Source organism: Acinetobacter dispersus (genome assembly GCF_009884975.1).
Taxonomy (GTDB): domain Bacteria; phylum Pseudomonadota; class Gammaproteobacteria; order Pseudomonadales; family Moraxellaceae; genus Acinetobacter; species Acinetobacter dispersus.
Map to the genome: position 1 here is coordinate 2,949,450 of NZ_CP041970.1, position 21,552 is coordinate 2,971,001.

The 21,552-nt window shown below is 43.2% G+C and carries 21 protein-coding genes; 2 read left to right on the plus strand and 19 right to left on the minus strand.

The window, feature by feature from the left end; all coding sequences use genetic code 11:
• Positions 1 to 58: 58 nt before the first annotated feature.
• Both mmsB and FPL17_RS13590 read right to left on the minus strand, forming a co-directional pair.
• The gene (gene mmsB / locus FPL17_RS13585) at positions 59 to 949 is read right to left on the minus strand and encodes a 3-hydroxyisobutyrate dehydrogenase (RefSeq protein ID WP_159885536.1); all 891 of its coding nucleotides are present in this window, start codon (positions 947 to 949) and stop codon (positions 59 to 61) included.
• Positions 950 to 963: 14 nt separating this feature from the next.
• Positions 964 to 2,481 carry a CoA-acylating methylmalonate-semialdehyde dehydrogenase gene (locus FPL17_RS13590; RefSeq protein ID WP_159885538.1) on the minus strand — a complete coding sequence of 506 codons (1,518 nt, stop codon included), beginning with the start codon at positions 2,479 to 2,481 and terminating at the stop codon, positions 964 to 966.
• A 165-nt stretch (positions 2,482 to 2,646) separates the two neighbouring features.
• On the opposite strand from FPL17_RS13590, the gene FPL17_RS13595 reads away from it, so the two are divergent.
• Positions 2,647 to 3,528 (plus strand): LysR family transcriptional regulator, encoded by an 882-nt coding sequence (locus tag FPL17_RS13595; protein ID WP_159885540.1) that lies wholly within the window; start codon positions 2,647 to 2,649, stop codon positions 3,526 to 3,528.
• Between the two features lie 64 nt (positions 3,529 to 3,592).
• Here the strand turns inward: FPL17_RS13595 and FPL17_RS13600 are convergent, their stop codons facing one another.
• From FPL17_RS13600 to FPL17_RS13610, 4 genes are all read right to left on the minus strand, one after another.
• Positions 3,593 to 5,029, minus strand: coding sequence for an amino acid permease (locus FPL17_RS13600; RefSeq protein ID WP_159885542.1), 1,437 nt, complete (start codon positions 5,027 to 5,029; stop codon positions 3,593 to 3,595).
• A 190-nt stretch (positions 5,030 to 5,219) separates the two neighbouring features.
• A complete protein-coding gene (locus FPL17_RS18950) occupies positions 5,220 to 5,579 on the minus strand; it encodes a RidA family protein (RefSeq protein ID WP_005186540.1) in 360 nt (119 codons plus the stop codon).
• Positions 5,580 to 5,588: 9 nt separating this feature from the next.
• Positions 5,589 to 6,692: an alanine racemase gene (gene alr, locus FPL17_RS13605; protein WP_216070844.1), complete on the minus strand. Its 1,104-nt coding sequence runs from the start codon at positions 6,690 to 6,692 to the stop codon at positions 5,589 to 5,591.
• Positions 6,693 to 6,715: 23 nt separating this feature from the next.
• Complete coding sequence (locus FPL17_RS13610; RefSeq protein WP_151716494.1) at positions 6,716 to 7,972, minus strand: D-amino acid dehydrogenase; 1,257 nt, start codon at positions 7,970 to 7,972, stop codon at positions 6,716 to 6,718.
• A gap of 139 nt (positions 7,973 to 8,111) precedes the next feature.
• Here FPL17_RS13610 and FPL17_RS13615 point away from each other — a divergent pair, with 139 nt between their 5' ends.
• Positions 8,112 to 8,579, plus strand: coding sequence for an Lrp/AsnC ligand binding domain-containing protein (locus FPL17_RS13615; RefSeq protein ID WP_005186529.1), 468 nt, complete (start codon positions 8,112 to 8,114; stop codon positions 8,577 to 8,579).
• 61 nt (positions 8,580 to 8,640) lie between these two features.
• Here FPL17_RS13615 and FPL17_RS13620 read toward each other — a convergent pair whose 3' ends face one another.
• The 13 genes from FPL17_RS13620 to FPL17_RS13680 all read right to left on the minus strand — a co-directional run bounded on the left by FPL17_RS13620 (position 8,641) and on the right by FPL17_RS13680 (position 21,202).
• Entirely contained in the window at positions 8,641 to 9,006 is a 366-nt protein-coding gene (locus tag FPL17_RS13620) for a ribonuclease E inhibitor RraB (RefSeq protein WP_159885544.1), read from the minus strand.
• A gap of 126 nt (positions 9,007 to 9,132) precedes the next feature.
• Positions 9,133 to 9,615, minus strand: a complete 483-nt coding sequence (locus FPL17_RS13625; protein ID WP_159885546.1) for a GNAT family N-acetyltransferase — start codon at positions 9,613 to 9,615, stop codon at positions 9,133 to 9,135.
• Positions 9,616 to 9,638: 23 nt separating this feature from the next.
• Positions 9,639 to 10,304 (minus strand): pseudouridine synthase, encoded by a 666-nt coding sequence (locus FPL17_RS13630; protein WP_159885548.1) that lies wholly within the window; start codon positions 10,302 to 10,304, stop codon positions 9,639 to 9,641.
• 98 nt (positions 10,305 to 10,402) lie between these two features.
• Positions 10,403 to 10,855, minus strand: coding sequence for a hypothetical protein (locus FPL17_RS13635; protein ID WP_159885550.1), 453 nt, complete (start codon positions 10,853 to 10,855; stop codon positions 10,403 to 10,405).
• Between the two features lie 571 nt (positions 10,856 to 11,426).
• A complete protein-coding gene (locus FPL17_RS13640; protein ID WP_151716491.1) occupies positions 11,427 to 12,314 on the minus strand; it encodes a DMT family transporter in 888 nt (295 codons plus the stop codon).
• A 72-nt stretch (positions 12,315 to 12,386) separates the two neighbouring features.
• Entirely contained in the window at positions 12,387 to 13,088 is a 702-nt protein-coding gene (locus FPL17_RS13645) for a hypothetical protein (RefSeq protein WP_159885552.1), read from the minus strand.
• Between the two features lie 42 nt (positions 13,089 to 13,130).
• Positions 13,131 to 13,706 (minus strand): DUF4126 domain-containing protein, encoded by a 576-nt coding sequence (locus FPL17_RS13650; protein WP_159885554.1) that lies wholly within the window; start codon positions 13,704 to 13,706, stop codon positions 13,131 to 13,133.
• Between the two features lie 127 nt (positions 13,707 to 13,833).
• Positions 13,834 to 13,977: a zinc ribbon-containing protein gene (locus FPL17_RS13655; protein ID WP_004637424.1), complete on the minus strand. Its 144-nt coding sequence runs from the start codon at positions 13,975 to 13,977 to the stop codon at positions 13,834 to 13,836.
• 326 nt (positions 13,978 to 14,303) lie between these two features.
• Complete coding sequence (locus FPL17_RS13660) at positions 14,304 to 15,644, minus strand: SIR2 family NAD-dependent protein deacylase (protein ID WP_159885556.1); 1,341 nt, start codon at positions 15,642 to 15,644, stop codon at positions 14,304 to 14,306.
• A 76-nt stretch (positions 15,645 to 15,720) separates the two neighbouring features.
• The gene (gene acnD / locus FPL17_RS13665; protein WP_159885558.1) at positions 15,721 to 18,339 is read right to left on the minus strand and encodes a Fe/S-dependent 2-methylisocitrate dehydratase AcnD; all 2,619 of its coding nucleotides are present in this window, start codon (positions 18,337 to 18,339) and stop codon (positions 15,721 to 15,723) included.
• Complete coding sequence (gene prpC / locus FPL17_RS13670; RefSeq protein ID WP_005200876.1) at positions 18,339 to 19,496, minus strand: bifunctional 2-methylcitrate synthase/citrate synthase; 1,158 nt, start codon at positions 19,494 to 19,496, stop codon at positions 18,339 to 18,341. Before prpC ends, acnD begins: the two co-directional genes overlap by 1 nt.
• Before the next feature lie 118 nt (positions 19,497 to 19,614).
• A complete protein-coding gene (gene prpB / locus FPL17_RS13675) occupies positions 19,615 to 20,499 on the minus strand; it encodes a methylisocitrate lyase (RefSeq protein WP_159885560.1) in 885 nt (294 codons plus the stop codon).
• Positions 20,492 to 21,202 (minus strand): GntR family transcriptional regulator, encoded by a 711-nt coding sequence (locus FPL17_RS13680; RefSeq protein WP_005186499.1) that lies wholly within the window; start codon positions 21,200 to 21,202, stop codon positions 20,492 to 20,494. Before FPL17_RS13680 ends, prpB begins: the two co-directional genes overlap by 8 nt.
• Positions 21,203 to 21,552 lie beyond the last annotated feature (350 nt).

Genomic DNA, 21,552 nt, shown 5'->3' on the forward strand with positions numbered 1-21,552 from the left:
TTGATTGTTATTCATGACAGGGTTTAATTTTTTGATAGCCATCCTTTGGCTTGAGCTGTTATGCCTCTGGCGGCAGGTATTGCTGAATAATGCTGGAAAAATCGAGATGCGCATTGCCGCGCATACACATTTGCTGATACAGCTGCTGCACCATCCCACCCAATACGATCGGTTGTTTGACCTGCCCTGCCGCTTCTACTGCAAGACCCAAGTCTTTCAACATCAACTGTGTGGCAAAACCATCTTGATAGCCACGCGAAGCGGGGGCATTTTCATTAATCTGTGGCCATGGATTACAGACTTCCGAACTCCAGCAACGACCACTTGAGGTATTAATCACCCCAGCCAAGGCTTTTGGATCAATGCCCAGTTTGGCACCGAGTGCCATGCCTTCTGCCACGGCAGCCATCGAAATGCCGAGAATCAGGTTATTGCAGATTTTGGCAATTTGACCTGCACCCACCTCACCGCAATGCACCAGGTTTTTGCCCATGTGACTGAGTACGGGTTTGACTTCATCAAAAGTCTGATCATTGGCACCCACCATAAAGGTCAAGGTCCCCGCCTGTGCACCGATGGTGCCACCCGAAACAGGCGCATCACAAATATGAATATTTTTACTCTGCGCAATCGCAGCAATATCCTTGATGGTTTGCGGGTCAATGGTACTGCTATCAATACATAAGCTGCCTGCTTTCAGTACTTCAAGTACCCCCTCTTCACCAAGATAGACTTCTTTGACATGTTTGGCCGCAGGTAACATGCTGATCAGCACATCGGCTTGTTTGGCAGCCGCTTGAGGACTGTCACAAACCACACCACCTGCCTCGGCAAAGTGCTGAATGGCCACTTCGCTAAGGTCATAACCATAGACGGTGAGTCCGGCTTTGAGTAGGTTGTGGGCCATTCTGCCACCCATATTGCCTAGACCGATAAAGGCGATATTCATCCGTGATCCCCTTATTAACGTAAACTGATGGTGGTATTGACACCGCCCACTTCATTACTGTCTTCAAACCAGCGACTGGTAATGGTTTTAGTTTGGGTATAGAACTGTACTGCCTGTTTGCCATAAGGGCCTAAATCACCGAGTTTTGAACCACGAGAGCCAGTAAAGCTAAAGAATGGTACAGGGACAGGAATAGGAATATTGATGCCGACTTGACCGATATCAATCAGGTTCTGGAAAGTACGCGCAATCGCACCACTTTGCGTGAATAATCCCACACCATTACCAAATGGATTGGCATTGATCAACGCAATTGCTTCTTCAAGCGTATCGACACAAATAATAGCCAGTACTGGGCCAAAGATTTCTTCTTTATAAATGCGCATGTCGGTATTCACTCCACTGAAAATCGTCGCCCCGACAAAGTTGCCTGACTCATAACCGTGTACCTGAACATCACGACCATCGAGTAACAGTTCTGCACCTTGCTCGACACCACTATTGATCAAATCCAGTACACGGGCTTTGGCACGTTTTGAAATCACGGGGCCAATATCAGTATTTGGTTCATGCCCTGCATTAACAGTTAGTGTTTTGGCTTTTTCGACTAACTCTGCAATCCAGTGTTTACTGTCTCCGACCATCACCGCAACCGACAACGCCATACAACGTTGCCCTGCCGCACCAAATGCCGCACCGACTAAAGCATTCAGCGTTTGTTCTTTATTGGCATCTGGCATTACCGCGACATGGTTTTTCGCACCCATCATCGACTGCACACGTTTGCCATGTTGTCCTGCAAGGTTATACACATGTGTGCCAACCGCAGTCGAACCGACAAATGAAATCGCTTTAATATCAGCATGGGTACACAGACGATCAACTACCTCTTTACCGCCATGCACCACATTCAACACCCCTGCTGGGATACCTGCCTGAATCGCAAGTTCGACTAACATCATGGTCGAAAGCGGATCTTGCTCAGAAGGTTTCAATACAAAGGTATTGCCACATACAATCGCCATTGGGAACATCCAGAGCGGGATCATGGCTGGGAAATTAAATGGCGTAATGCCTGCACACACACCCAAAGGCTGCTGTAAGGTATAGGTATCGACACCACGTGCGACACCTTCAACATATTCACCCATTTGCAAGGTGCCAACTGAACAGGCATGCTCAACCACTTCTAAACCGCGTTGAATATCACCTTCTGCATCCGCCAAAGTCTTGCCTTGTTCCGCAGTCAGTACCTGTGCAATCTCCTTCATATTGGCACGAATCAGGTCTTGCAGTTTCAGCATGATACGCATACGTGCCTGAATCGGGGTTTGACGCCAAGACGCAAATGCTGCTTGTGCAGACTGAATTGCCGCATCGACTTCCTGCACCGTAGCAAATGGCACACGACCAATCACTTCCTGCGTTGCAGGATTAATAATGTCTTGCCATTGTTGGGTTTCAGATTCGATAAAACTGCCGTTAATGAGTAACTTGGCTGTTTCCAATTGAATATTTTGGATTGTGTTCATAACCTCTCCATAGGCCGTATTTTTATTGTGTTCAGTGTTCAGAAAATATCGATCGTCGTATTTTCTTTATTCAGGTTTTATTCGAGACTAGCAAAGAAAGCTTTGACCACCAACGCAAATTAATGCACGATCGTTGTGCAAATATGCACATGGACGACAATAACAATGAAAGTGGATTGGGATCATCTACAGTTTTTTTTAGTGTTGGCACGGACTAAAACCTTGACCAATGCGGCACGGATCATCGGCGTAGAACACAGTACCGTGGCACGGCGGATTCAGGCGTTGGAGCAAGCTTTAGGGGTGACCTTATTTAAACGTGAGGCCTCTGGTTATGAGCTGACGCTAGAAGGAATGGCATTGGTGCCGCGGGTTGAGCAAATGGAATACGCTTTCCTGCAAATTGAAAAACCGCATCAACCTTTGCAAGGCCGTGTGCGAATTGGCACACCTGAGGGTTTTGGTACGGCGTTTTTAGCCCGCTTGTTAGCAGAGTTTTCCATACAGTATCCCTCGCTCACCATTGACCTGATTCCAGTGCCGAAAATGATCAAACTGTCGCATCGTGAAGCAGATATTGTGGTCTCGATTGAACGACCCACCTCTGGTCCCTATATCATTACGCGACTCTCGGATTATTGTTTAAAAATTTATGGCAGTAAAAGCTATCTGTCTCAGCATCCCCCGATTCGGCATTTACAGGATTTAACCCCGCATCGCTTCGTCAATTATATTGATGATTTGGTCTATAGCCCCGAGCTGTACTGTCTGGAACGCTTACCTTTAAAACTGAACGCTAATTTCCGCAGCAGTAGTATTTTAGCGCAGCAGATTGCAGTGAGTGCGGGTGCAGGATTGGCGATTTTGCCCAAGTTTTTAGCCAATGATAAACCTGAACTTGAAACAGTATTAGAACAACAAGTGCGCTACACCCATACCTTTTGGATGCTGACTTTTGTCGATTTGCAGCACGAACCCCGCATTAAACTGGTCTGGGATTATCTACGCAAACAGGCTGATCAATATCAGCACTTATTGGTGGATTAAACACATTGACTAGACCATAAAAAACCGATCAATGTAGATCGGTTTTTTACTGAATAGACATGAACTATTGTGCTAATTCACGACCCAGTTTTTTCATGCGTGGTTTATACATCAGCTGATAGGTCACAGCCAAAATGACTATCCATAATGGGCTAACATAAAGTGCTTTTAAGGTATCTGGCTCAAGTGCCAAAATCACCAAAGCGAATAACAGGAAAGCAATCACGATATAGGACATGAATACGCCACCCGGCATTTTAAACTTCGATTGTGCATGCAGTTCTGGACGTAGCTTACGGTAGCGCAGATAGCACACCATGATCAGACTCCAGACACTAATGAATAGAATCACACATAGTGAGCTCGCCAGTGTGAAGGCTTCAAGGGTATTCGGTACAAAATATTGTAATACCGCACCGCCCATAATAAACACACATGAGAAAATCAAACCATTGGCTGGAACGGCACTTTTGGATAAACGACCAAAGGCATTCGGTGCCTGACCATCTTTAGACAGACCAAATAGCATCCGACTGGTGGAGAACACACCACTGTTCATGGAAGACATGACTGAAGACAGTACCACCAAATTCATGATGATCGCCGATGTCACAATCCCAGCATTTAAGAACAATTCTACAAATGGGCTCTTATCTGCACGGATAATGTTCCACGGTGTCACGGACATCACCACCAATAAGGCCAACACATAGAACAAGATAATACGAATCGGAATCGCATTAATAGCCTTTGGCAAATTCTTATGTGGGTCTTTGGTTTCAGCAGCGGTGGTTCCAATCAGTTCCACGCCGACAAAGGCGAATACAGCAATCTGAAAACCTGCCAAGAAACCATCCAGACCTTTAGGAAACATACCACCATGCGACCAGACATTACTGAGCGAAGCGACACCGCCATGCGGTGCATGGAAATGGCTAAAGATCATATAGCCACCGACACCGATCAAGCCAATAATCGCTAAAATCTTGATCAGGGCAAACCAGAACTCAATTTCACCAAACAGACGTACCGTCAGCAGATTCAAGAACAGCACAAATAGCACACAGCCTGCGCTAATGGCAGCCTGTCCAATTGGGGTAAACATGGTGCCTTCAGGCAGCCAGAAGGTTAAATAATTGATCACGGCGGCCAGATCGGCAATACCGACCAGTACCCAACCCAACCAATAGGTCCAGCCCATGTAGTAGCCAGCCCATGGCCCAATCAGGTCGTGCGCCATATCAACAAATGATTTGTAGTGTAGATTGGCAAGCAACAACTCACCGAGTGCTCGCATTAAGAAGAAGAACATTCCACCAATAATCATGTAAATAAACAGAATCGATGGGCCTGCCAAGGAGATGGTTTTGCCTGAGCCCATAAAGAGCCCTGTACCAATGGCACCGCCGATTGCAATCAATTGCAAATGGCGATTTGAAAGTTTTCTTTGTAAGTCTTGGGGCGACTGTTCGCCTTCTGACTGATGCTGTGTAACCGTCATCTTAAGTTCCTTTTACTCTTTCCTAAATGAGTCAGCCTTGATTTATGTGCCATACCCTAGCTGTCTTTTTAAGACTGCTGACTCATCTTCGATTGCAAGAAAATACGTATCTGACTACGTTTTATCTACTGCAAATACGTTACTTTTCTTCTTTTTTTATATTTTTTAAACAAAAATAAAGCGGATCGCTTTATTTTTGTGCTGCAACAATTGCAATTTCGATCAACCATTTTGGATTGACCAAATCGGCCTGAATGGTGGCACGTGAAGGTGCGACATGACCTTTTAACCAATCAATCCAAATGGTATTGACCACAGGGAAATCTGAAAGATCTTTTAAAAATAGTTGTGCTGAGAGTAGACGAGATTTATCCGTCCCTGCTGAAGCAAGTAATTGTTCAATGGTTGCAAGCACTTCACGAGTTTGTCCTTCAATATCTAAGTCGGCATTTTTAGGCACCTGACCTGACAAATACACCACCTTATTGAATACTGTGACTGCACTCATCACTTCATTGGTATTGAGCTTTTGAATATCTGAATGTGACATGATAAATCCTTATTCCTGAGTCATAAATGAAACGCGCGCAGTCACGCCACACATCAGTTCATAACCGATGGTGCCTGAAGTTACTGCGACGTCGTCAATGGGTAAAACTGTTCCTGAACTAGACTGCCCCCATAACACCACTTCGCTGCCAACATCGGCATCGCTGATTGGGCTGAGGTCCACAGCCAGCATGTCCATGCTGACCCGCCCAATGGTTTGAGTCCGAATTCCATTCACCAAAACTGGCGTACCAGTGGCTGAAATCCGTTGATAACCATCGGCATAGCCACACGCCACGATACCAATACGGATCGGTTGCTCGGCCACATAGCTGGAGCCGTAGCCAACACTTTCATTGGCATTGAGTTCTTGCACGGCAATAATTTCACTACGCAGACTCATGCTCGGTGCAAGGCCCCAATCTTGAATCGTGTGTTTAGGATAATCGGGAGAACTGCCGTACAGCATGATGCCACCACGGACATAATCCGATTGCAATTGGGTTCGATATCTTAAGATTGCAGCACTATTACTGACGGATCTTTCCCCCGGCAAACCTTCAATGCTGGCTTCAAATTGCTGCAGTTGATAGTCAATACCTGTTTGCCCAAAACGGTCACCATCAGCATCGGAGAAATGCATCATATGGGTAATACTGGCAATTTTGTCTGATTGGCTAAGCTGCTGCCAAATGTCACGGTATTGCTGTGGTTTGAAACCTAGACGATTCATACCACTGTTCATTTTGAGAAAAATATCGAACTGAGCGGGAGCACAATGTTGTTGTATCCATTGCAATTGTTGCTGATTGTGGACGGTAAAACTTAATTGGTACTGTACACAATCAAACAGGTCTTGCGCTGAAAAAATCCCTTCAAGCAGTAGAATAGGTCCTGTCCAGCCTAAAGCACGTAAGCGTTTTGCCTCATCAATATCGAGTAAGGCAAAGCCATCTGCGCTTTTAAAAGATTCATAGACACGCTCAATCCCATGCCCATACGCATTGGCTTTGACCACCGCAAACACTTTGCTGTTGGGTACCGACTGCCTGACGACCGCTAGGTTTTGGCGTAAGGCTTGGGTATGGATGACTGCAGTAATCGGACGAGGCATACGATACTTCCTTGTATGTTCAATTATGCAGCGTGTGAATAACGTTGAATCGACAAGCCATCAGTGCTGATGTCTGGACGATGATTCATGACCAGATCACTGATCAATTTTCCAGAACCGCAGGCCATGGTCCAACCTAAAGTGCCATGCCCTGTATTCAGGAACAGATTCTTATATTGCGTTGCACCAATAATCGGTGTGCTGTCAGGTGTCATCGGACGCAAACCTGTCCAGAACGATGCTTGAGCAAGATCGCCACCTGGGAATAGATCTTGAGTCACCATTTCTAAGGTTGCACGACGATCTTCTTTTAGACCAAGATTAAAACCACTGAGCTCAGCCATACCACCAACACGGATACGTTGATCGAAACGTGTCAAAGCAACTTTATAGGTTTCATCCAATACCGTTGATTGTGGTGCAAATTTTGGTTCCACAATCGGGATCGTAAGCGAATAACCTTTCACTGGATAAACAGGTAAATTCAGCTCCAGTGGTTTCAGGAAATCACGTGAATAACTACCAAAAGCCAGTACAAAACGGTCGGCTGTTAAAATCGCACCATCGACCATGACGCCTTTGATTTCATCGCCTTCAACAATCAGCTTTTCAACATTTTGATCGAATTTAAATTCCACACCCAAATCTTGGGCCAATTTTGCCAAGGCATTGGTAAACAGATAACAATCACCTGTTTCATCATTCGGCAGATGTAAACCACCCACCAATTTATCAGTATGCGCTAAGGCAGGTTCTACCGTACCCAACTCTTGTGCATTCAACAAATCAAAGTCAACACCGCACTCTTTGAGTACTTGAATATCACGCTGTACAGCTTCAAGTTGTGCCTCGTTACGAAACACTTGTAAGGTACCTTTCGCGCGGTTTTCGTAGTTGATTCCTGTTTGTGCTCTGAGATCGCGTAAGCAGTCACGGCTGTATTCTGCAACACGCATCATGCGTTCTTTATTCACTGCATAGCTTTGTGGATTACAGTTTTTCAGCATCTGAGCCATCCACTGCAACTGCCACATACTGCCATCAATATTGATTGCTAATGGCGCGTGATGTTGGAACATCCATTTTACGGCTTTAAAAGGAATACCGGGCGCTGCCCACGGCGTTGAATATCCTGGGGAGATTTGGCCTGCGTTACCAAAACTGGTTTCTTTTGCAGGTCCTGACTGACGGTCAAGTACCGTCACTTGCGCACCTTGTTGTGCAAGATAATAGGCACTTGCCACACCAATGACGCCACTTCCTAAAACGATTACGCGCATAATAGATCCCTCACGCACACACTAGGTTATTTAACTAGTATATTTTTGGATCAATAGTTTTTTTCACTGATTTTATGACTATAATCTAGGTAATTTAATATTTTTATCGCGAAAAAATTAAAATAAAAGGGAATCTTCTATGCGTAAATTAGACCGTATTGATCGCCTGATTTTAGATATTTTGCAGCGTGAGGGCCGAATTGCGATCAGTGAACTTGCTTCACGGGTCAACCTCTCCACGACGCCTTGCTCGGAACGAGTGAAGCGTTTAGAACGCGAAGGGATTATTGTGGGCTACTATGCTCGACTCAACCCAGCTTATGTCGATCGCAGCCTGCTGGTGTTTTTGGAAATCAAACTGTCTGCTAAATCTGGTGATGTATTTGATCAGGTAGCACGTGATTTGGTTGATATTCCAGAGGTATTGGAATGCCATCTCATTTCAGGCGAATTTGATTATCTAGTAAAGGCACGTTTAAAAGAAATGAGTGCTTATCGACGCCTATTAGGTGATTTATTAAAAAAACTGCCTGCCTCTGCTTCTTCACATAGCTATATTGTGATGGAAGAAGTTAAAGAATCTTTATATTTAGATATGGGTATATAAACTTTTACCCAACAAAAAAGCCCTGATGTAAGGGCTTTTATTAGATCGAGCTTGATCTGTTTTACTCATCTTCGTCGTAAATATAGCTCATACAACCCCAACCATCATATTCACCATTGAACTCTTTGGCGATCTTGGTCATCCATTCTTCCAAGTCTTCAATATCTTCATATTCCAAAATCATGTTGACGTGAATATTCAGTACCCAAAGATCTGAACCATCTGAATGTACTTCTTCCTGAAAAAATGAAATTTTTTGTTCTTGGTGTAAAAGATGCAAGGCACATTTTTCAACCTGTTCTTGTTTTTCAAAAACAATCGAAAATTCGACTTCATGTGGCTCGTTGAGTTCATTACCATCTTCAACCATCTGCCATAGCACGTTGCCATTATCATTGTCTGGGAATTGGTCATAGTCGCGAGTCATATAAATATCCTTTGTTGTGTTTTGGACTTGATATTTGGCTATAGATTAACCGATTTTTATGTCATTTTTTAGACGGATTAATAGCAATATTGTAGTCAAAAAATGATCAACCCAAAATATCGTGGCTTACTGTATTTCAATACAGTCCAAGCACAACACCACCTGATCTAAACAACGAACCCCATTTTCATAAATCGGTTCTGGATAGTCTTTAAAAGCATCTCGTTCAATATGCGACAGACGAAACCCGCACTTTTGATACAGTGCCAATTGATTCAGACTGGAATTGCCTGTTTTAACCCATAAGGTGTGTATATTCAGCTGCTTGGAAGACTCGATTACATGTTGAATCAATGCTTTGGCTAAGCCTTGTCCTTGATAGCCATCCGCCACGGTTAGATTTTTAATTTCAGCTTGATCATCCATTTCGAGTAAACACAGCTGAGCAATGATCTGGGCTTGATCATTCAAGATCACAAAGATTTTTGAATCAAATAAATATGTTTCGATCTCTACCCAACTCGGATCAGCCTCTAACAACAATGTTTTTAATTGATCTTGTTGTACCTGTGACAGTAGCTTCCAGAGAACGCATTGAATTGAATACATGATCTTGCCTATTTATTGTTGGCTTAGAATCTTACCTCAGAATGAATTTCAACTTCATGCAGCTTGAGTGGATGTTGAAATGCCAGATAAGCCGCGTGAAGTGCCATTCGTTTTAAATGAAATTTGGTTGGCTCAGGATGATAAAGTTTATCCCCCAGAATCGGATGGCCAATGTGCATCATATGTACCCGCAATTGATGCGAACGGCCTGTGACAGGTTCTAAACGAACACGACTTTGATCAGTTTCGGCATCATATGCCATACATTGAAATAAGGTCTTGGCTTGCTTACCCAATTCAAAATGTACCATCTGACGTGGACGATTTTCCCAATCGGTAATTAAGGGGACTTCGACACTACCTTCTGACTGAATTTGCCCCTGTACCAATGCCACATAGTATTTTTTGACGGTTCGTGCCTGAAACATTTTACTGACTGCGACTTCTGCTTCCCGATGCTTGGCAAACATGAGTAAGCCCGAAGTTGCCATATCCAGACGATGCGTGACTTTAGCAGCAGGATATTTGTCCAAAACACGTAAATAGGCACTGTCTTGATGTTCAGGTAACCGCCCCATCACGGACAATAGCCCCGCAGGCTTATTGATCACCAGCAAGTCCTCATCTTCGTAAACGATGTCTAAAGGATCTTGTGGCGGCGTATAAATAAAATTGTCATTTAAAGGCATGGAGAAATAAACAAATCAAGCAAAGACAGAAGCAGCAGCGATTATAGATGTCCCAAACAGTTTCGCAAACACTGATTCAGCTGTTGTCTCAAGACAAATTAAGATGGTGTTTTGAGCACTTTACTTAACTTTTCTTTGTAGCGTTCCTCCAAGCTTTCAATATCTCGATTAAGAAAGGCAATCAGGTAGTCCTTCACCCGAGCAAGGCTAAGCTGTTTAAACGAAATGCTGTCTTTGCTTTTACGCGTGACTAGGCCAAATAAATCTTTTTTAGGAATGATGACTGGAATATCACTGTCTAGCTTAAACTCCAGTTGTTGTGACTTGGCATAGGCGTCAAGGGTAATCGAAATGGTCTGTTCTGTCCGATGATCACTGACAATAAAACTGGTATCTGCACCATTGAGTTGTAATTGACGAACCAACTGTTGACGCCAAGCCATCTCATCAAATTTCGTTAAAATCGTTGCCAAATCAAATGTACCGACATGATCGATGTCATTGTGATTCATTTGATGTGGATAGCGGATTTTAAGCTCGAACTCATTCATGATGGTACTGACCTATTACTGTGATTTTTTTGATTTATTAATATAAAAATAATTATATCACTTTGTTTTTTAATATAAAAATATCGATTTATATTCACAATATTCAGATTACAGGATTAGTTTCACACTCAGTTTTAGTTTTATTGATCTAGTTTTTATTATTTTGATCGAATTATTGTTGTTCTCTTCAATTAAATTTTTTAGGGTATCAAGGGAAAACAGAGGTTGTTTACTTCAACACCTATGACTTTGTAAGCCATAACCTTTGCCTATAAACTTTTGATCTATAGCGTCCTAAGCCGAATCGAGACCTTTTGGGTTCGTACACACTTGCTTTATAAGCGTCGGTGCATGCTACTCTTTTCGATCCCTTTCACACCCTTGAGACATAGTTTAGGCAGATCACGGTGGGATTGTTTTCCTAAAAACTGCTATTTTTAGCAATCAATGAAATAATTTTGCATACTCTATTCTAAAAGTTAAAATATTTCCCACATCCAATAAAAAACCACGATTTATATTTCGATAAATTCAAATTTACATGTGTATTTTTTCAAATACGGCCTCTCATTTAGGCCCAAATCACCATGATCGCTGCCACAATCACCAGCCACAGACCTAAATGATCAGTTTTAGCGAGCTTTTCTTTAAAAAAGAAAGCCGAAATCAACAAACTAAATAAGATTTCGACCTGCCCCAGCGTTTTGACAATCGCCACGGTTTGCATACTCATGGCACTAAACCAGCCGACAGAAGCCAAAAAGCTACAAATACTCACTCTTAAGGTTAAGCCCACACGTTGCCACATCTTATACAGCGTCGGTCGGCTAAAAAATCCGAGATAGATCAACAGTACGATACATTGAAAGCTAATCAGACTGCACAGCACCCATGCAGCACGGTGTAAAAATGGCAACATGCTCAGCTCTAAACTGGCTTCACGCACCAATAAAGAGGTAATGGCAAAACACAGGCCACTCCCGAGTCCAATCATCAAGGTTTTGAATGACAGATCGGACTGTTGCTTGCCTTTACTCAGTAAAAATACTGCAAGCCCTCCAATCACTACCCCGATCCAGCCCCATGTGCTGAGATGTTCCTGTAAGAACAGCACACCGACCAAAGCAGCCAAAATCGCCTCACTTTTGGCAAGTCCGACACCAATGGCATAGTTCTTTTGTTGAAATAGTTTCACCATTAAAGCAGTCGCATAGATTTGGCTAATGCCTGCAATCACAATATACAGCCAGAATTTATCGGAAAAATGCACAGGGACTGTAACCGGCTGATGCAGATACAGAAAGGCCAAATAGCTAAAGGCAAAGATGGGTGAAAAGATAAAGCGAGCCAGTGTGGTGCCATAGACATCCACGCTCGTACTGAGTTGTTTTTGAAATGCATTGCGCCAAGCCTGCATGAATGCAGCCATGAGAGTAAACAGAATCCAAGTGATCATCATAAGCTTGAACGCAATATTATAAGTGCCGCTAATTTACGCTGTTCTGACTGGTTTTTCGATAGTCGCCAGTCTTTAAAAACTTAAATCATTAAAGTCCTTCACTTTGGATAGATAGATCGGTGCCTGATTGATTTTGCTCCATGTTTCTTTAAACCTTGGATCATCTTCTGGATCTTCACTCATATTTTTCCGTATCACTTTTTTGCCTGTTAAAAAGTTAATACTGGTTTGACTTTGAATCAGGGGGCCATGATTGCTTGAATCATCATAGCCAATCAAGCGTAGATCATTGCCTTCCAGACGGAATAGATAACGCCAATAGCCATAACGTCCATGCGAATAATAAACACTTAATAGATTATTTTTAATTTCCATCCATAGGTCAGGCGGGAAATAGACTCCACCATCTTCATTTTCTGAGCTAAAACAGTTGAGGTTACTGACAACGGGTTTGTATTTGCCTTTTTCACTGAGTAATACAATTGCACCACGGCGGTTACGGTCTAACTGCCCACGATATTCATCATGTACAAAGGCTTTGGGATCAGTCGCTTTGACGATCAGCACCACATCCTTCAAACCATCTTTATTCAAATCGCCTTCGATGGCTTCAAAGAGATGATATTTAGCAGGGATATAGGCTTTATAAGTGACTTTATCTTTGCGGAGTTTCAGTTCTTCTGCCGATGGTTGTTGTTGGACAAAGGTTGTTTGCGGCAGTATAGATAGGCTTGAGCAAGCCAAGATGAGTGCAATGAGTCGAGTCTTTATCATCTTTTTATTTCATCATTCAGGTTGTTATTGGTTCTATTTCTTTTATAAAGAATGGCTCACTTGCTCTTGACGTTTTGCATGAATCCAACGTGCGGCAACAATAATAAGAATAATCACCAAGACCGTAATCACCACAGGCATGATAAAGGCTAAAATCGATAACACGACCGAGCCAATCAACTCACCTGTCGAGATCACAAAATTACCCAGTCCACCTGTGGTTGCCGTCGAAACCCCACGTGCCGCTACGGTACTCATTTGTACCACGCCTGCTGTTCCACCACCGACAATCAATGCTGCGGCCCAAGTCGCAAACTGGGACATTTCACCACTGCTGACTGCCATCGTGGTCAGTGTACCTGCCACCACAGCCGCTGGTGTGGCAATGGTATCTAACAGGTTATCCACCCACGGCACATAGTAAGCTGCAATTTCACAGATCGTGGCAAAACCCAGTGCCATACAGACTGATGGAAGTGCCAACCATTCAAAACCTTGGGCAGGTTGATACCATCCCATGAGGGTAGCAATACTCATCGCCAACAGCGGCACAAAGACACGAAAACCACAGGCTGCGCTGAGTCCAACGCCAATACAGAGTCCTAAAATTGTTTCCATCACGGATTACCTTTCTATGCCTATGACAGGTCTTGTTATTTACATCTTATTTTTAAGGTAACAAAAAGCCCTATCAAGGGATAGGGCTTTTATTCAAACAGTGGGTAACTGTTTGGTATTTTGCGGCTTAGGCATTCTTACTGTTGAATTGATTGCCAAGGCATTTGGTACACGGAGGTAAACGATCAGTACCAATTTCTAAATAGGTGCGGTGTCCGCATTGAACACAAAAATAGAAGCCTGTTCCAGGTTTTTCGCCAGCAGTTACCATCTTTGCTCTCCATAGATTTTAGAAATGGTACATATACTATAGCGTGATAGTTTTGATTATTTATTGACCTTTCCGACAGGTGGCGGTGGCGGAAAGGTGAAGCCATACAGATACAGGATATTTCAAAATACAAAACAACTATTAGATGTTGATGCATGAGGATCATGAGATATGTAGGGCATATCCAGCAACTAAATATGAAAAAGCTCGATGGGAGATCAAGCTTTTTATACTTGAAACTGTTTTATCAACAGTTACTGCTAAATATATAGCATTGATTATTTGCGCTGATGTTGATTTAGCTAAAAATCACACTTCTCTCAAAATTATGAAAAAGAAATACTTTTCCCTTTACTGTCCATATACTTAGAAATAAGCTCTTTATTTGTTTTTAAAATATCTTCCCAATGCCGCTTCCAAATTAAATATGCATCCCATGAATAGCCTAGAGACAATTTTTCACTCATGGTTTCCAAAGAATGAAAAATTATTTCTAAAAACTCATCCTTATTTTGAAAATTTGAAATATCAATATTCATAAGAAAATAGGTTAACCAATTAGCCAAATCACGATACTGATTCCATGCTCCATCTTCTGTTGTCAAAGATCTCTTCTTTTCAAAAATATCTAAAAATTTTTTTTGAGCCTCTTGCGTATTAAAATTATAGGCTGATGAAATCATAGCATTAAATATTTCAAAGAATGAATCCGATGATCTTAGATAGTCTTTTCGATATCGTCGATTCGATCCATTTCTCATAACTCTTTGAATGGCTTTCATTGAAGCCTCTTTACAATTTTCGGCCTTAGGTATTTGATCATTTAATTTCTTAAAAAAAATATCAATTTCCACACCGTCAAGCACACGCATATTATATGTATTTTTATATAAATCTTTAATATGTGATTCTATTCTACGTCTAGTAACTAAAATAATATTCGGCGAAGCCATTGTATTTTTAGAAAACTCTTTATAGTTATTAAAGATCGATTTTAAATTATTATCATTAAGTGCATAACCAAGGATAACTATAGTATTTTCATAGAGTAGCGTGCTTAGTTTTTTCGAAAAATAATTTTCTGAATTCATGAATTTAAAGTAATTATTTGATGTCACTATCATATTATTGGGAACATCAATCGAACCGTGTACATGATAAACTTTGACTTTAGACCTCAGCCTAGGAATTAACATTCCTGGAGAAATAGTTTGGCATTCCCCCTCTTCGCATAATTGAAGTATCAACTTATCATAATTAGTAGTAACAACCCTAAAAGACTGTTCTTTAAAAAATTTTTCAATATTCCCATATTCTCCTGCAAGCTTTAGAAGCTCAATTATTTTTTTAATTTCATCATAAATATCCAAACCATTGGTAGCTAATTTACTTGATATAATTTCAGCTAACTCATCTAATGGTAATATCGGTTTACTAACAGGTATTTCATGTTCTTCATTACATTCAGGACATTTCCCTTTAGTAGTGCTTTGGAATAATTTTTTTTCAAGCTCGCCTGTTGCATCACATTCATTACATAGTTTTCTTAATAAGTCTTCCCATGTTGGAGCTTCTTGATTAGTAATTGCTTTAGTAAAACCTGCCCCTGTAATAAAGCACAACCTATTATTCACAGCAGCATAAGCTATATCAAAATAATGATTCATTCTATTCTCAATAAAAAACCCCATCATCAAGATAGGGTCTTTATTAAACCGAATCAATCACTTTCAGATCAAAGTATTACGCGACTTGACCTTCTAAAAAGTCTTGTGCAAAACGCTGTAATACCCCACCCGCTTCATACACAGAAACCTCTTCTTCTGTATCTAGGCGGCAAGTCACAGGCACTTCAACAATCTCTTCCTTACCATCTGCTGTGGCACGTTCAATGACCAACGTTAAAGTCGAACGCGGTGCAATATTACCAATCACGCTATACAGCTCAGTACCATCCAGCTTTAAAGTTTTGCGGTTAACACCCGGCTTAAACTCAAGCGGTAGAACGCCCATACCGACTAAGTTAGTACGGTGAATACGCTCAAAACCTTCGGCAACAATCGCTTCAACACCTGCAAGACGAACACCTTTCGCTGCCCAGTCACGGCTTGAACCCTGACCATAATCCGCACCCGCAACAATGATCAACGGTTGCTTACGATTCATGTAGGTTTCAATCGCTTCCCACATACGCATCACTTCGCCTTCTGGCTCGACACGTGCTTTTGAACCCTGCTTAATGGTGCCGTCTGAACGAACCACCATTTCATTAAACAGTTTCGGGTTGGCAAAGGTCGCACGTTGTGTGGTTAAGTGATCACCACGATGAGTTGCATAAGAGTTAAAGTCTTCCTCAGGCACACCCATTTTCGCCAAATATTCACCTGAAGCACTGTCTAACACAATCGCATTCGATGGCGACAAGTGATCGGTGGTGATGTTGTCACCCAAAATCGCAAGCGGACGCATATTGGCTAAAGTACGCGGTGCAGCCAACGCCCCTTCCCAATATGGAGGACGGCGGATATAGGTACTCATTGGACGCCAATCATATAGCGGGCTTGCCGCTTCTTCATTGACACCCAAATCGAACATTGGAATGTAGATTTTACGGAACTGTTCAGGCTTCACTGCTTCTTTCACCAGCGCATCAATTTCAGCATCCGAAGGCCAGATATCTTTCAGGTAAATTGGATTACCGTCTTTGTCATTTCCGAGCGAATCTGTTTCGATATCAAAACGAATGGTTCCTGCAATCGCATACGCTACTACCAGTGGCGGAGATGCCAAGAACGCTTGTTTTGCGTATGGATGGATACGGCCATCGAAGTTACGGTTACCCGAAAGTACCGCTGTCGCATACAAGTCACGCTCAATGATTTCTTGTTGAATCACAGGATCAAGTGCGCCTGACATCCCATTACAGGTAGTACATGCATAGGCGACGATACCAAAACCAAGTTTCTCAAGATCACCCAACACACCTGCTTCTTCTAAATACAGCGCAGCTGCCTTAGAACCTGGTGCAAATGAAGATTTAACCCAAGGTTTACGTACCAAGCCCAATTCATTGGCTTTACGTGCCAATAGACCTGCAGCAACGGTATTACGTGGGTTAGAGGTATTGGTACAAGAAGTAATCGCAGCAATAATCACCGCACCATCAGGAATTAAACCTTCTGCTTCTTGTGCCTTGGCAAGATCCAAATTCCCAGCAATGCCTTTTGCTTTCAAATCAGCCGTAGAGACACGTGCATGTGGGTTTGATGGACCTGCAATGTTACGAGTCACCGTTGAAAGATCAAAACGAAGTACACGTGGGTACTCAGCTTGGGTCATATCCGATGCCCAAAGACCAATTTCTTTGGCATATTGCTCAACCAAAGCCACTTGCGCATCTTCACGACCGGTCAGACGTAAATAGTCAATGGTGTTCTGGTCAATATAGAACATTGCCGCAGTTGCGCCATATTCAGGCGTCATATTTGAGATGGTGGCACGGTCACCCACAGACATGCTGTCAGCACCTTCACCGAAGAACTCTAAATATGCACCCACTACACGTTCTTTACGCAAGAACTCAGTCAATGCCAACACGATATCCGTTGCAGTAATGCCTGCTTGACGCTGACCGACAAACTCAACTCCGATGATGTCTGGCAGACGCATCCAAGAGGCACGACCGAGCATGACATTTTCAGCTTCCAAACCACCGACTCCGACTGAAATCACACCAAGTGCATCGGTATGTGGGGTATGTGAATCGGTACCAACACAGGTATCAGGGAAAGCTAAGCCATCACGGTTTTGAATCACTGGAGACATTTTCTCCAAGTTGATCTGATGCATGATGCCGTTGCCCGCAGGGATCACGTCGACGTTTTTAAAGGCTGTTTTGGTCCACTCAATAAAGTGGAAACGGTCTTCGTTACGACGATCTTCGATTGCACGGTTTTTCTCAAAGGCATCAGGGTCAAAGCCACCAAACTCTACGGCCAAAGAGTGATCGACAATCAACTGAGTTGGCACCACAGGATTGACCTTGGAAGGATCACCGCCTTTATCGGCAATCGCATCACGCAAACCTGCAAGATCTACCAATGCGGTTTGACCCAAAATGTCGTGACAGACCACACGTGCTGGATACCATGGAAAATCGAGATCCTGACGACGTTCGATCAACTGGGTTAAATAGGCCGTTAAATTCTCGGCATCCGCTTTACGCACCAGCTGTTCAGCCAGTACTTTCGAAGTGTATGGCAGCTTTTCGTATGCGCCTGGCTGAATATCTTCAACGGCTTGACGCACGTCATAATATTCGAGCTGGGTACCTGCCAGCGGTTTACGATATTTTGTGTTCATTAACCACGCTCCGCCAATGGTTTGAATTCAAGATTTTCAGGGCCAGTATAGTTCGCGCTTGGACGAATGATTTTGCCGTCTTGACGTTGTTCAATCACGTGTGCAGACCAACCCGCAGTACGTGCAATCACGAATAATGGCGTGAACATTGCTGTTGGCACACCCATCAAGTGATAGCTTACTGCGCTGAACCAGTCGAGGTTCGGGAACATGTTCTTCACTTCTTTCATCACCGCTTCTAAGCGCTCAGCGATGAGGTACATCTTGGTATTTTCTTGTGCTTCAGCCAGTTCACGCGCCACTTGCTTGATCACTTCGTTACGTGGATCAGAAACGGTATAGACTGGGTGACCAAAACCGATCACCACTTCTTTTTTCTCAACACGGCTACGAATGTCAGCTTCTGCTTCGTCTGCATTGTCATAACGTTGTTGAATCACAAACGCAACTTCGTTAGCGCCACCGTGTTTAGGGCCACGTAACGCACCGATACCGCCTGTGATTGCCGAGTACATGTCTGAACCTGTCCCTGCCACCACACGTGACGTAAAGGTTGATGCATTGAACTCATGCTCTGCATACAGAATCAAAGAGGTGTGCATGGCTTGAATCCACTCTTCCGATGGCGCTTCGCCATGAAGTAAATGCAAGAAATGTGCAGCAATCGAGTCATCATTGGTTTCAACTTCGATACGACGACCATTGTTGCTGAAGTGATACCAGTACAACAACATTGAACCCAAGCTTGCCATCAATTTATCAGCGATGTCTTTTGCGCCTGCTTCGTTATGGTCTTCATGTTCTGGTGTTAAGCAGCCCAATACAGATACGCCTGTACGCATCACATCCATTGGGTGTGCAGACGGTGGCAGTTGCTCCAGTGCGGTTTTCAATGCTGCGGGTAAGCCACGCAATGCTTTTAATTTTGCTTTATAGGCTTTGAGTTCGGCTTTGTTTGGAAGTTTGCCGTGTACCAGAAGGTGTGCCACTTCTTCAAATTGGCTGCCGACGGCAAGGTCAAGAATGTCATAGCCACGGTAGTGTAAGTCGTTGCCGCTGCGGCCTACGGTACAGAGTGCAGTGTTGCCTGCCACTTGTCCACTGAGTGCAACTGATTTTTTTGGTTTGAAGCCTGTTGGCGTTTCATTACTGCTCATAAGATTGTCCTTTTCTGTTCTTTCTATGTGAATTATGAGTTCTAAAATCCCTCCCTAGCCCTCCCTTTCCAAAGGGAGGGAAGTCCCCCTTTTTCAAAGGGGGATTTAGGGGGATTTCTTATTTTGCTTTTTCAAACGATGCATCAAGATATTGTTCAAACGCGTGGTAGTTAATGCGTTCATACAGTTCTTGACGGGTTTGCATGGTATCCACCACATTCTTTTGTGTGCCTTCTTTACGCAAGGTCTCATAAACATTTTCTGCGGCCTTGTTCATGGCACGGAATGCAGAAAGTGGATACAGCGCGATGCTGACATCGGCAGAAGCCAGTTCGTCCGTAGTAAATAATGGCGTTGAACCAAATTCGGTGATGTTGGCTAAAACAGGAACTTTGGTCAGATCTGCAAATTGCTTATACATCGCCAATTCAGTGATCGCTTCCGGGAACAGCATGTCTGCACCTGCTTCGATATACGCCCCTGCACGGTCAATTGCAGCTTGCAAACCTTCAACCGCAAGCGCATCAGTACGTGCCATGATCACAAAGCTATCATCGGTACGTGCATCGACCGCGGCTTTAATACGATCGACCATTTCTTGTTGAGTCACGATTGCCTTGTTAGGACGGTGACCACAACGCTTAGCACCGACTTGGTCTTCGATATGCATCGCAGCAGCACCGAACTTGATCATCGACTTGGTGGTACGCGCGATATTAAATGCAGAAGCGCCGAAACCCGTGTCGACATCGACCAATAACGGCAGATCACAGACATCAGTAATACGGCGTACATCTGTCAATACATCATCAAGGTTACTGATACCCAAATCAGGTAAGCCCAAAGAACCTGCGGCAACACCACCACCAGACAAGTAGATCGCTTTGTAGCCTGCGCGTTTTGCCAATAACGCATGGTTGGCATTGATCGCACCGACCACTTGTAATGGTTTTTCATTTGCGACCGCGTCGCGGAATAGCTGACCAGCAGACTGTTTAGCCATGTTGTTGTTCTCCTTGATTTTGTAGCAATGTTTGCTCAACAATTTTGTAAGATGCATTGATGTGACGGTGCATCAGCATTTCGGCAAGCTCACCGTCACCTTCAGCAATCGCATCTAATATGCGGATATGTTCATCCCAAGCTTTGCTTGGACGATCTGGGGTATTTGAAAACTGGATTCGATACATACGGATGAGGTGATACAGCTCATCGCATAACATTTTTTCTAAGGTTTTATTGCCACTGCTTTTGATAATGCAATAATGGAAATCGTCCTGACCTTCTTGCAGATAGTAGCCTTTACCTGCTTTAAAGTTTTCATCTTCGGCATGCATGCGCAATACATCACGCAAGGCCAGAATCTGTTTTTTATCAATATGCTGGGCTGCGAGTTTACACGCCAAGCCTTCTAAAGAAGCACGAATTTGATAGAGTTCCTGAAACTGCTGTAGCGACAGTGACACCACGCGGGCACCGACATGCGCAGTTCGCTCTACCAGTTTCTGCCCTTCCAGACGATGAATGGCTTCACGTAAAGGCCCTCGACTGATGCCATAAATACGCGCCAGTTCAGGTTCTGAAATCTTGCTGCCCGCAGGAATATGTCCCAATACAATCGCCGACTGAATTTGCTTGAATACGTGTTCCGTCAGGGTCATTCCCTGACTTGTGCTGAGGGCTTGAGGAACAAGGGTATCTTGCATATTGTCGACAATCTCTACAATTTTTATGATTTTATAACCAGATAAAAGAAAAAATGCAATAGGATTGTCGACAATAAATTAGACTGGTGCTTTCAATTCTACTGGATTGTGATCACTCAGTGGCTGATCAATACACTGCCAAAAATCTTATATAAGAATAGATAAAACAATAGGTTAATCACGCACCTATGCCTCATTTAGCCTTGCAAGCCAATCGACTGGGCAGGCTTAGACTGTTCATGCTACGACCATGGTATGACAGCCTGATTGTAGACAATCTTTATAATGATCACATGGCGACAAATTTTGTAAGTAAATACTGCACCAAAATGTAAATAACAGCGTGCTTC